This window comes from Vibrio sp. 10N.286.48.C11 (assembly GCF_041469805.1).
Classification (GTDB): Bacteria; Pseudomonadota; Gammaproteobacteria; order Enterobacterales; family Vibrionaceae; genus Vibrio; species Vibrio crassostreae_C.
Map to the genome: position 1 here is coordinate 16427 of NZ_JBFRLK010000049.1, position 12483 is coordinate 28909.

Genomic DNA, 12483 nt, shown 5'->3' on the forward strand with positions numbered 1-12483 from the left:
AATGCAAACTGACTTACTCAGTTTTTATCCATGACTGTTAATCATCAACTCTTTGGAAGGTAAACTCCATGACTACGAACCCTAAACCAGTGTATCAACGTATTCTGTTAAAACTTAGCGGTGAAGCGCTACAAGGCGAAGAAGGTTTTGGTATTGACCCAACGATCCTTGATCGTATGGCTCAAGAAGTAAAAGAATTGGTTGAACTAGGCGTTCAAGTTGGTGTTGTTATCGGTGGCGGTAACTTGTTCCGTGGTGCTGGTCTTGCTGAAGCTGGCATGAACCGCGTTGTTGGTGACCACATGGGTATGCTTGCAACGGTAATGAACGGCCTTGCAATGCGTGACGCTCTTCACCGTGCTTACGTAAACGCACGTGTAATGTCTGCAATCCCTCTTAAAGGTGTGTGTGACGACTACAACTGGGCAGATGCAATCAGCCAACTACGTCAAGGTCGCGTTGTGATCTTCTCTGCTGGTACGGGTAACCCATTCTTCACTACGGATTCTGCTGCATGTCTACGTGGTATCGAAATCGAAGCTGACGTAGTTCTAAAAGCGACAAAAGTAGATGGTGTATTTACTTCTGACCCTGTAGCAAACCCAGACGCAGAGTTGTATGATACGTTGTCTTACAACACGGTTCTTGATAAAGAACTTAAAGTAATGGACTTGGCTGCATTTACGCTAGCACGTGATCACAAAATGCCAATCCGTGTATTTAACATGAATAAACCAGGCGCACTACGTCGCGTGGTTATGGGTGAAACTGAAGGTACATTAATCAGCGACGCTGACTAATTTTTCGGGCTTACTGAGGTGTTGTACCTTGGTAAGCTTATCCTTATCACTCCAAATAAAAAGCTTTCTTGAAGAAAGAACATAATCAAGGTGAAATTGTGATTAACGAAATCAAAAAAGACGCTCAAGAGCGCATGGTAAAAAGTGTTGATGCACTAAAAAACAGCCTGCAAAAGATTCGTACAGGCCGTGCGCACCCGAGCCTACTTTCTGGTCTTACTGTTGAGTACTACGGTGCTCCAACGCCTTTGACTCAAGTAGCTAACGTTATCGCTGAAGATGCACGTACACTAGCTATTACAGTGTTTGATAAAACACTGACTCCTCTAGTTGAAAAAGCAATCCTGACATCTGACCTAGGCCTAAACCCTATGTCTGCTGGTACGGTTATCCGTGTTCCACTTCCACCGCTAACGGAAGAGCGTCGTAAAGACCTAGTTAAAATCGTTCGTGGCGAAGCTGAAGGTGGCCGTGTTGCTATCCGTAACATCCGTCGTGACGCGAATGGCGATCTAAAAGCACTTCTTAAAGATAAAGAAATCTCTGAAGATGAAGATCGTAAAGCACAAGACGAAATTCAAAAGCTAACTGACGCTGCGGTTAAGAACGTAGACGAAGTTCTAGCTGTTAAAGAAAAAGAGTTGATGGAAGTTTAATTTTCCATATTCTTTTCTTTCCGGAAAAACGCTGTACTCACGGTGCAGCGTTTTTTTATGCTACTCTGTTCGACTATTAGAATTTGATTCACTCTTTTATGCATAATTCTCAAGCGTTCACAGACTCTCTTCCTAAACACATTGCTATCATTATGGATGGTAATGGTCGCTGGGCAAAAGCTCAGGGCAAGCCTCGCGTCTTTGGCCATAAAAACGGTGTTCAAGCCGTTCGTAAAACTATCTCTTCTGCAGCCAGACTTGGCATCAAAGCCGTTACTCTTTTTGCATTTAGTAGCGAAAACTGGCGTCGTCCTGAAGAAGAAGTCGGTATCTTGATGGAACTGTTTATTTCAGTGCTGTCGAGTGAAGTTAAAAAGCTTCATAAAAATAATCTACAACTTCGTGTTATTGGTGATAAAAGTCGTTTCAATGATCGACTACAAAAGAAGATAGAAGAAGCGGAAGCTTTGACTAGCACCAATACGGGTATGGTTATTAATATTGCAGCTAACTACGGCGGTAAGTGGGATATTCAGCAAGCAATGACCTCTATTGCTCAACAGGTAAAGTCTGGTGATATTAATGTAGATGACATTGATGAAGCTATGATTACACAGCACCTGACAATGGCAGATATTCCTGAAGTCGATCTACTTATCCGTACCAGTGGCGAATGCCGCATTAGTAATTTTATGCTTTGGCAGTTGGCTTACGCCGAAATGTATTTCACTGAACAATTCTGGCCAGACTTTAATGAAGACAGCTTAGTAGAAGCTGTGACTTGGTTTGTTAACCGTGAGCGTCGTTTTGGATGCACCGGTGAGCAAATTAAAGCTCTGATGGACAGTTAATAAGGATTTTTTGGTTTGAAACAACGAATTATTACGGCGTTGATTTTAGCTCCCCTAGTTATTCTAGGTATTTTCGAGTTATCACTTCCTACATTTATTCTTTCACTAGCGGTAATCTCGCTATTGGGTTTTTGGGAGTGGACTCAGTTTGTTGAAAGCAAATCACGTTATGTAGCGTTGATTCCAACGGTTGTGGTAAGTGCTGCAAGTTTTGCTTTTATCCCTTTTGATGCATTTAGCCTTAATAACTTGTCTACTGCTCACTACGCCATTCTAACGATTGGCTCGATTTGGTGGGTAATCGCGAGTGGCATGGCGGTGACTTATCCTAAGTCTATGCCTGCATGGAAAGACTCTTCTCTTCTTCGTCACGCCTTTGGTGTGCTGACTCTGCTGCCATTCTTCTGGAGTGTGGTTATCCTGCGTGCTAACGGTATCGATGCTGATCCTTACCACGGTGCTAAACTGGTGATGTTTGTTTGCTTGCTTGTTTGGGCTGCAGATAGCGGCGCATACTTTTCAGGAAAGAGTTTTGGTAAGCGTAAAATGGCACCAGCGGTAAGCCCTAATAAGACGATTGAAGGTCTTATCGGTGGCATTATTACTGCGGTGATCGTGGCTTGGATCTTTGCTGACTTGTTTGACATCCAATTCACAAGCCCACTTCACATGATTGTTATTACCCTTGTGACCGTTGTTATTTCTGTTCTAGGTGACCTTGTTGAAAGCATGTTTAAGCGTGTTTCTGGGGTGAAAGACAGCAGTAATCTGATTCCTGGTCATGGTGGTATACTAGATAGAATAGATAGCTTAACGGCTGCATTCCCTGTCTTTGCTCTGCTTTATTTAGCATTCTAATAAAAAAGGGCAGTGATTCTGCCCTTTATTACATTTCTACGGTCATATGTGATGCGAAATCTAACTATCCTTGGCGCTACCGGCTCAATTGGTGCAAGTACACTAAAAGTCGTTGAGCAAAACCCAGATCTCTATTCAGTGGTTGCACTGGCTGCAGGCTCGAATGTTGAAAAGATGCTGGCGTTAGTTGAAAAGTGGCAACCAAGCTATGTTGCTATGGCTTGCTCTGATGCAGCGTCTCAACTGACTGAAGTGTTGTCCGTGAGTTACCCTAACGTAAAAGTACTTTCAGGCACTGAAGGCATGTGTCAGGTTGCTTCTCTAGAGGAAGTGGACACGGTAATGGCCGCGATTGTTGGTGCCGCTGGTTTACTTCCTACTATGTCTGCGGTTAAAGCGGGCAAGCGTATCTTGCTTGCAAACAAAGAAGCTTTGGTGATGTCTGGGCAGTTGTTTATCGACGCCGTGGAAAAATACGGTGCAGAGCTGCTTCCTGTCGATAGCGAGCATAATGCTATTTTCCAATGCCTTCCGCAGAACGTACAAACTAACCTAGGCCGCTGTAACCTTGAAGAAAACGGCATTAACCATATTCTTCTGACTGGTTCTGGTGGTCCTTTCCGTTATACCGATGTGGCTGAACTCGAATCAGTGACTCCTGAACGCGCAATTGCACACCCTAACTGGTCTATGGGGCCTAAGATCTCTGTCGATTCTGCGACTATGATGAATAAAGGGCTAGAGTACATTGAAGCGAAATGGCTATTTAATGCTTCTCAGGAGCAGTTAAAGGTCATCATTCACCCGCAGTCTGTGATTCACTCGATGGTTCAGTACAAGGATGGCTCTGTGCTTGCTCAAATGGGCGAACCAGATATGGCAACGCCAATCGCTTTGACGATGTCTTACCCTAATCGTACCGAGGCGGGTGTTAAGCCTTTAGACTTTACTAAAGTGGGTGAGCTTACCTTCTTAGAACCAGATTTCAGTCGTTACCCGTGTTTGAGGTTAGCGATTGAAGCGTGCTACTTAGGTCAGCATGCGACAACAGCCATTAATGCAGCAAACGAGATCGCGGTCGATGCTTTCTTGAACAATCAGGTGAAGTTTACCGATATTGCTGTCATTAACGAACACGTTATGAGCAAAGTATGTGAACAACATAACTCTGAGGGTTTAGATAGCTTGGAAAGCCTTCTCGAGCTCGATAATATGTCTCGTCAAATAGCCATTCAATTTATTAAAGAGCAGCTAGCATGAGTGGAATTCTGTGGAACTTCGCATCTTTTATCGTAGCGCTTGGCATTCTGGTTGCTGTTCATGAGTTTGGACACTTCTGGGTCGCTCGTCGTTGTGGTGTGAAAGTTGAAAAATTCTCGATTGGTTTTGGTAAATCAATCTGGAGTAAAGTGGGCCGTGATGGTACTGAATACAGCTTGTCAGTGATTCCACTGGGCGGCTACGTTAAGATGCTCGATGGTCGTGTTGACGATCTTTCTGAAGATCAACAGCAATACGCTTTCGACAAGAAGCCGCTTTGGAAACGAACGGCGATTGTGGGTGCAGGCCCTGCATTCAACTTTATCTTTGCGGTGTTCGCGTATTGGTTAGTATTTTTGATTGGCGTACCCGCGGTTAAGCCCGTGATTGGTGAAGTCACTCCACAATCTATTGCTGCACAAGCCGGAATTGAAACTGGAATGGAACTTAAATCTATTTCAGGAATCAAAACCGCAGATTGGGAATCAGTCAATATGGGGTTGATATCGCACATTGGTGATCAATCCATGACAGTGACGGTTGCTTCTCAAGACGACATCGGCTTTGAGCAACAAATGACATTGGATATTTCAGACTGGTCGTTCAACCCAGAAACTGAATCTGCAATGACAACGCTGGGCTTTAGACCGTATTCTCCAGAGATATCGACCGTACTGGCTCAAATCATTGATGATGGCGCTGCATACGATGCAGGTCTTGAAGCTGGCGATAAAATTGTTGAGATTAACGGGCAACCTATTGAACAGTGGCAGTCGGTTGTTGAGTTAATTCGTGCTAATCCAATGACATCATTGGACTTGGTCGTATTGCGAAATGGTGCCGAGCAGTCATTGGTTATGACACCAAAAAGTCGAGAGCTTTCTGATGGTTCGACAATCGGCTATGCAGGTATTGCTCCGGAAGTCGCAGAATGGCCAGAAGATTATCGCTTTGAGTTACAATTTGGTGTAATTGAGTCTGTAGGAAAAGCATTTGATAAAACAGGTCAAATCATTGGTTTGACGCTGACAATGCTTAAGAAGCTCATCGTTGGTGATGTTGGCTTAAATAACTTGAGTGGCCCGATTTCAATAGCTAAAGGTGCAGGGACAACCGCCGATTACGGTTTGGTTTACTTCTTAGGCTTTTTGGCTCTGATTAGTGTTAACTTGGGGATTATTAATTTGGTTCCGCTGCCTATGCTTGATGGCGGACATTTGCTCTTTTTCGCTATTGAGGCCGTTACTCGTAAACCGGTGCCTGAAAAAGTTCAGGAAATGGGATACAGAGTGGGAGGTGCAATCCTCTTCTCTTTGATGGCTCTGGCAATATTTAATGATTTTACTCGTCTGTGAATGGTTTCTCACAGGCATTGGTAGTAGCAAGGAATAATTAGAATAAGTATGGCGATTAAGCAAATTCTGTTCGCAAGTCTATTGGCCACTAGTGTGGCTGCGAACGGAGCACAAAACTTTGTGGTTCAAGATATCAAGATCGAAGGTTTACAGCGTGTTGCACTTGGTGCTGCTCTACTGAAAATGCCAGTGCGTATTGGCGATGAAGTGGATGAAAGCGATGTATCTGAGATCATTCGTGCACTGTATGCTTCAGGTAACTTCGAGGACGTTAAAGTACTGCGTGATGAAGGTGTATTGATTGTTCAAGTTCAAGAACGACCGACCATCGCAAGCATCTCATTCTCTGGTAACAAAGCGATTAAAGAAGAACAGCTTCAGCAGAATCTAGATGCGTCTGGTGTTCGTGAAGGTGAAGCTCTTGACCGTACAACGCTGAGTAACATTGAAAAAGGCCTTGAAGATTTTTACTACAGTGTTGGTAAGTACAACGCGACAGTAAAAGCGGTTGTGACACCTCTGCCACGTAACCGTTCTGACCTTAAGTTTGTGTTTACTGAGGGCGTATCCGCTAAGATTCAGCAAATCAACTTTATCGGTAATGAAGTCTTCTCTGACTCTGAACTGCTTAGTCGTTTCAATCTGAATGTTGATGTTGCATGGTGGAATTTCCTTGCGGATGAAAAATACCAAAAGCAAGTATTAGCCGGTGATATCGAAGCGCTGAAATCTTACTACCTTGACCGTGGTTACCTTAAGTTTAAGGTTGACTCTACGCAGGTGGCGATCTCTCCAGACAAAAAAGGTGTTTACATCACGCTTGGCCTCGATGAAGGCGAAGCCTACACCGTTAAAGATGTCTCTTTCCGTGGTGAATTAATCGGTCGTGAGGCTGACTTCGAAGCGTTAGTGCCATTCGAAGACGGCGATACGTACAACGGTTCTTCGGTAACGTCTTTGGAAGAGAACGTAAAACGAATTCTTGGTGAATCTGGCTACGCGTACCCACAAGTTCGCACGATTCCTGAATTTGACGATGAGACCAAAGAAGTGTCGTTGGTTATCAATGTAGAAGCGGGCAGCCGTATCTATGTTCGTGATATTCGATTCACGGGTAACAACTCAACGAAAGACGAAGTACTGCGTCGTGAAATGCGTCAAATGGAAGGCAGCTGGCTTAACTCTAAGTCCATTGATACCGGTAAGAGCCGTCTTAACCGTTTAGGTTTCTTTGAAACGGTTGATGTACAAACAGTGCGTGTTCCTGGCAGTGAAGACCAAGTTGATTTGGTTTACAACGTTAAGGAAGCGAACTCAGGCAGTATCAACTTTGGTGTTGGCTACGGTACTGAATCAGGTGTTAGTTTCCAAGTTGGTTTGCAACAAGATAACTTTGCAGGTTCAGGTAACCGTGTTGGCGTAAGTGCCATGATGAATGATTACCAAAAGAACGTGAGCTTAGACTACCGTGACCCATACTGGAACCTTGATGGTGTGAGCTTAGGCGGTAAGATCTTCTACAACGAATTTGAAGCCTCTGAAGCGGGCATCGTCGACTATACCAACCAAAGTTATGGTACGAGCTTAACCTGGGGTTTCCCTATGGATGAGCTGAACCGCATTGAGTTCGGTGTTGGCTATACGCACAACAAGATCGGTAACGTACCGACTTATATCCAGGTTGAACAGTTTGCGAGAAGTATCGACCAATACGGTGATGAGCACATCTTAACTGATGACTTCGATATCAATATCTCTTGGACGCGTAACAACTTGAACCGTGGTTTCTTCCCAACAGAGGGTAACCACCAACGTGCTTTCGCTAAAATGACGGTACCAGGCTCTGATGCTCAGTACTTCAAAATGCAGTACGATGTAAAACATTACATCCCGCTGACCAAAAAGCATGAGTTCACACTATTGATGCGCGGCCGATTAGGCTATGGTAATGGTTATGGTCAAACAAATGGTAACGATAACTTGTTCCCATTCTACGAGAACTACTACGCAGGTGGTTTTACAACCCTACGTGGTTTTGGCTCTAACTCAGCTGGCCCGAAAGCCGTTTACGGCAGCAGCACAGGTAATAACCCAACCTATGATACCGCTACTGATGATTCAGTGGGTGGTAACGCGGTTGCCTTAGCAAGCTTAGAGTTAATTGTACCAACGCCGTTTGCTTCTGATGAAGCGCGCAGCCAGATTCGAACCAGTGTTTTCTTCGACATGGCAAGTGTATGGGACACAGAGTTCGTAGACCGCGGCGCACCAAATAGTGGCAGCCAGTACTACTACGATTACTCTGACCCAACAAATTACCGTTCATCTTATGGTGCCGCTCTTCAATGGATGTCACCAATGGGCCCACTGGTTTTCTCTCTAGCGAAACCAATTAAAGTTTACGAAGGTGATGATGAAGAGTTCTTCACATTTACCATTGGTAGAACTTTCTAATATTTAAAGGACAATATTTTGAAAAATATGATTAAAGCAGCAGGTTTAGGCCTTGTAGTTCTTAGCTCTTCTTTCTTTGCAACAGCTGCTGAAGCTGCGCAAAAAGTGGGTTATGTAAACACTGCACAAGTATTCCAGGCTCTACCTCAGCGTGAAGTTGTTCTTCAAAAAATGCAGGAAGAGTTCAAAGATAAAGCGGCTGAGCTACAGAGCATTCAAGCTGAAGCTAAAACGAAGATTGAAAAGCTTAAGCGTGATGGCGAGCTACTAGGTCCTGACGAAGTTGAGAAGCTACGTATCGAAGTAGGCCAACTAGACAGCAAGTACAAAATCAAAGCTCAAGCACTAGAAAAAGCAAGCCAACGTCGTGAAGCACAAGAGAAGCAGAAGCTATTCAAAGTGATTCAAGATGCTGTAACGAAAGTTGCAGAGAAAGAAGGCTACGACATGATCGTTGATATTCAAGCTCTGCAATACGGCAAGCCAGAATACAACATCTCTGAGAAAGTAATTAAAGCACTGAAATAAGTTTTATGAAGAATCTGACTTTAGCCGAATTGGCAACGATTACCGGGGGAGAGCTACACGGAGATGGTACAATTACCGTTTCAGCAGTCGCTCCGATGGATAAAGCGCAAGAAGGTAACATTACGTTCCTTTCTAACGTGAAGTACAGCAAGCACCTAGGTGACTGTAAAGCGTCCGCTATTATGGTTAAAGAGAGTGAGCGTGAACTGTGCAAGACTAACGTGATTGTGGTTAATGACCCTTATGTTGCTTTTGCTAAAGTTGCTCAAGCGCTTGATACTACTCCTGCTCCCGCAGCGGCTATTGCTGATTCTGCTTCAATCTCTAGCGAAGCAACCATTGGACAAAATGTGTCTATTGGCGCGAACGCTGTGATTGAGTCTGGTGTAGTACTTAGTGATGATGTGATCATCGGTGCTGGTTGCTTTATTGGTAAAAATGCAAAAATTGGCGCAGGCACTAAGCTGTGGGCTAACGTAAGTGTTTACCATGAAGTTGTGATTGGTGAAGGATGTCTGATCCAATCAAGTACTGTTATTGGCTCTGATGGCTTTGGCTATGCGAACGAGAAAGGTGAGTGGGTTAAGATCCCGCAAGTGGGTTCTGTTCGCATTGGTAACCGCGTAGAAATCGGCGCGTGTACTACCATTGACCGTGGTGCATTAGATGACACAATCATTGAAGATAACGTTATCTTAGATAACCAACTTCAAATTGCTCACAATGTTCACATCGGATATGGTTCTGCTCTTGCGGGTGGTACTATCATCGCAGGCAGCACGACGATAGGTAAGTACTGTATTATTGGTGGCGGCAGTGTGATTAATGGTCACATTGAAATCGTTGATGGCGTTACAATCACCGGTATGGGGATGGTAATGCGCAGCATCACTGAGAAAGGCATGTACTCTTCAGGTATTCCTTTACAGCCAAATAAAGATTGGCGTAAAACAGCAACGCGTGTTCATCGAATTGATGAAATGAACAAGCGTTTGAAAACCGTTGAAAAACTTATCGAGAAGAGCGCGGAATCATAATTCCAGCATTTCTAATAAAAGGCTCGCGTACAGCGAGTCTTTTTCGTTTATAATCCTTCTAATTAAATAAAGAATATATATAGGAATACGACTTTGACTACTGAACAGACAACGATGAACATTACTGAAATTCAGGAACTATTACCTCATCGCTACCCATTCTTAATGGTTGATCGTGTGACTAGCTTTGAAAAAGAAAAAACACTGACTGCGATTAAGAATGTCTCTGTTAACGAACCTCAGTTCACAGGCCACTTCCCACAACTTCCTGTATTCCCAGGCGTGTTGATCTTAGAAGCAATGGCACAAGCAACAGGCCTTCTAGCATTTAAATCTTTTGGTGCGCCTTCTGGCAACGAGCTTTACTACTTTGCAAGTGTTGATAAAGCAAAATTCCGTAAGCCAGTAGTACCTGGTGACCAACTGGTTATCGAAGTTGAATTCTTAAAAGAACGTCGTGGCATCGCATCGTTTAATGGTGTTGCTAAGGTTGACGGCGTAGTTGTATGTTCAGCTGAACTTAAATGTGCTCGTAGAGAGTTTTAATATGATTCATGAAACAGCGAAAATTCACCCGGCAGCAGTAATCGAAGGTGATGTAACTATCGGTGCTAACGTGACGGTTGGGCCTTTCACTTACATTGCTGGTAACGTGACAATTGGTGACGACACTGAAGTGATGTCGCATGTGGTGATCAAAGGTCACACAACCATTGGTAAAGAAAACCGCATCTTCCCACACGCAGTTATCGGTGAAGAGAACCAAGATAAGAAATACGGTGGCGAAGAGACAACAGTTGTGATCGGTGATCGCAACGTGATTCGTGAGGCGGTTCAAATCCACCGTGGTACAACTCAAGACAAAGCAACCACAGTGATCGGTGATGACAACTTACTTTGTGTTAATGCTCACGTAGCACACGATGTTATTGTTGGTAACCATACTCACATTGGTAACAACGCTATTCTTGGCGGTCACGTAACAGTGGGTGACTACGCTGGTGTAATGGCGCTATCTGCGATTCACCCGTTCTGTTCAATAGGTGCTTACGCCTACATTGGTGGCTGTTCTGCAGTTGTTCAAGATGTACTGCCGTACGTGCTTGCACAGGGTAACCATGCGGCTCCATTTGGTCTTAACCTAGTGGGCCTGAAGCGTAACGGATTTGAGAAACCAGAAATTCGTGCACTACAGAAAGCGTACAAAGAGTTATACCGTTCAGGTAAAACACTTGAAGAAGCGAAAGCGGCTTTAGTTGAAATGGCGAAAGAGTTTACTTCGGTTACTCCTATGCTAGAAATGCTAGAGAACTCTGAGCGCGGTATTATTCGTTAATACTTGATATGATTGTTTACCAATCAGCGCAAGTACGACAATAATGACTTAATCAGATTGGTATAACAAAAAGATCGCTACTCATTGGGCGGTCTTTTTTGTTTTAGGCAAGAAGGGAATTGGAAAACTATGGCACAGCAAGAAGCAGCAACCAATAGCTCGGACTTTGTTTCGAATGAACCTCTACGCGTAGGTATCGTCGTCGGAGAACTCTCTGGTGACACGCTTGGCGAGGGTTTTATTAAAGCGGTCAAATCACAATATCCGAATGCTGAATTCGTGGGTATTGGTGGACCAAAAATGAAAGCGCTTGGTTGTGAGTCTCTTTTCGAAATGGAAGAGCTTGCCGTGATGGGGCTTGTAGAAGTGCTTGGTCGTTTACCTCGTTTGTTAAAAGTGAAAGCGGAACTGGTTAAGTATTTCACTCAAAACCCGCCAGATGTCTTCGTTGGTATCGATGCGCCAGATTTCAACCTAAGACTTGAATTGGATCTTAAGAACGCCGGCATTAAGACCGTTCATTATGTCAGCCCTTCAGTATGGGCATGGCGTCCAAAGCGTATCTTTAAAATCGACAAAGCAACCGACTTGGTACTGGCTTTCTTGCCATTTGAGAAAGCGTTTTATGATAAATATAATGTTGCTTGTGAATTTGTTGGCCATACATTGGCAGACACCATTCCACTCGAACCGAATAAAAAAGAAGCTCGCGAGCTTTTAGGTTTAGATCAAGATAAGCCTTGGTTAGCCGTATTACCGGGTAGTCGCGGTGGTGAGATGAGTTTGATTGCTCAACCCTTTATTGAGACTTGCCAGCGTATTAAGCAAAAATACCCTGATATCAACTTTGTTGTTGCGCTCGTTAATGAGCAACGTAAAAAGCAGTTCACTGAAATTTGGCAATCGACGGCACCTGAACTTGAATTTACATTGGTAGAAGATACCGCCACCAACGTGATTACCGCTGCTGATTCTGTTCTGTTAGCTTCGGGTACTGTTGCTCTCGAATGCATGTTGCTGAAACGCCCAATGGTCGTTGGCTACAAAGTAAATAAACTGACGGGTTATATTGTTAAGAAATTATCGATTACTGAGTTCGTATCGTTGCCGAACATTTTGGCTGGCGAAGAGATTGTGAAAGAGCATATTCTTGAAGAGTGTCACCCAGATTTCTTGTTTCCGTCTGTCGATAAGATGCTATCCGCTGATAACAGCGCATTAATCGAACGCTTTACCGAGATGCATCATTGGATTCGTAAAGACGCGGATAAACAAGCCGCTAATGCGGTATTGAAATTGATAGATCGACCATGTGTTGAGTCATAAAGTGCTTGTTTACAGAACATTA

12 protein-coding genes are annotated in these 12483 nt (G+C 43.9%); all 12 read left to right on the plus strand.

Features of this window, described 5'->3' with window-relative positions:
- Window positions 1-68 precede the first annotated feature (68 nt).
- Window positions 69-800, plus strand: coding sequence for a UMP kinase (pyrH, locus tag AB4209_RS13845; protein ID WP_017060742.1), 732 nt, complete (start codon window positions 69-71; stop codon window positions 798-800).
- A 98-nt stretch (window positions 801-898) separates the two neighbouring features.
- Window positions 899-1456: a ribosome recycling factor gene (gene frr / locus AB4209_RS13850; RefSeq protein WP_017060741.1), complete on the plus strand. Its 558-nt coding sequence runs from the start codon at window positions 899-901 to the stop codon at window positions 1454-1456.
- 98 nt (window positions 1457-1554) lie between these two features.
- Entirely contained in the window at window positions 1555-2307 is a 753-nt protein-coding gene (locus AB4209_RS13855) for an isoprenyl transferase (protein ID WP_017063364.1), read from the plus strand.
- 15 nt (window positions 2308-2322) lie between these two features.
- Window positions 2323-3165: a phosphatidate cytidylyltransferase gene (locus tag AB4209_RS13860; RefSeq protein WP_017063365.1), complete on the plus strand. Its 843-nt coding sequence runs from the start codon at window positions 2323-2325 to the stop codon at window positions 3163-3165.
- A 51-nt stretch (window positions 3166-3216) separates the two neighbouring features.
- Complete coding sequence (ispC, locus tag AB4209_RS13865; RefSeq protein WP_017060737.1) at window positions 3217-4425, plus strand: 1-deoxy-D-xylulose-5-phosphate reductoisomerase; 1209 nt, start codon at window positions 3217-3219, stop codon at window positions 4423-4425.
- Window positions 4422-5780 (plus strand): sigma E protease regulator RseP, encoded by a 1359-nt coding sequence (rseP, locus tag AB4209_RS13870; RefSeq protein ID WP_017060736.1) that lies wholly within the window; start codon window positions 4422-4424, stop codon window positions 5778-5780. The genes ispC and rseP overlap by 4 nt, the downstream gene beginning before the upstream one ends.
- Before the next feature lie 48 nt (window positions 5781-5828).
- Complete coding sequence (bamA, locus tag AB4209_RS13875) at window positions 5829-8234, plus strand: outer membrane protein assembly factor BamA (RefSeq protein ID WP_372056220.1); 2406 nt, start codon at window positions 5829-5831, stop codon at window positions 8232-8234.
- Window positions 8235-8261: 27 nt separating this feature from the next.
- Window positions 8262-8762 carry an OmpH family outer membrane protein gene (locus AB4209_RS13880; RefSeq protein ID WP_017056311.1) on the plus strand — a complete coding sequence of 167 codons (501 nt, stop codon included), beginning with the start codon at window positions 8262-8264 and terminating at the stop codon, window positions 8760-8762.
- A 5-nt stretch (window positions 8763-8767) separates the two neighbouring features.
- Window positions 8768-9799 carry a UDP-3-O-(3-hydroxymyristoyl)glucosamine N-acyltransferase gene (gene lpxD / locus AB4209_RS13885; RefSeq protein WP_171732507.1) on the plus strand — a complete coding sequence of 344 codons (1032 nt, stop codon included), beginning with the start codon at window positions 8768-8770 and terminating at the stop codon, window positions 9797-9799.
- 93 nt (window positions 9800-9892) lie between these two features.
- Window positions 9893-10345, plus strand: a complete 453-nt coding sequence (gene fabZ, locus AB4209_RS13890; RefSeq protein ID WP_009847408.1) for a 3-hydroxyacyl-ACP dehydratase FabZ — start codon at window positions 9893-9895, stop codon at window positions 10343-10345.
- A 1-nt stretch (window position 10346) separates the two neighbouring features.
- Complete coding sequence (gene lpxA, locus AB4209_RS13895) at window positions 10347-11135, plus strand: acyl-ACP--UDP-N-acetylglucosamine O-acyltransferase (protein WP_004734340.1); 789 nt, start codon at window positions 10347-10349, stop codon at window positions 11133-11135.
- A gap of 129 nt (window positions 11136-11264) precedes the next feature.
- The gene (gene lpxB / locus AB4209_RS13900; RefSeq protein WP_004734339.1) at window positions 11265-12461 is read left to right on the plus strand and encodes a lipid-A-disaccharide synthase; all 1197 of its coding nucleotides are present in this window, start codon (window positions 11265-11267) and stop codon (window positions 12459-12461) included.
- Window positions 12462-12483: the final 22 nt, after the last annotated feature.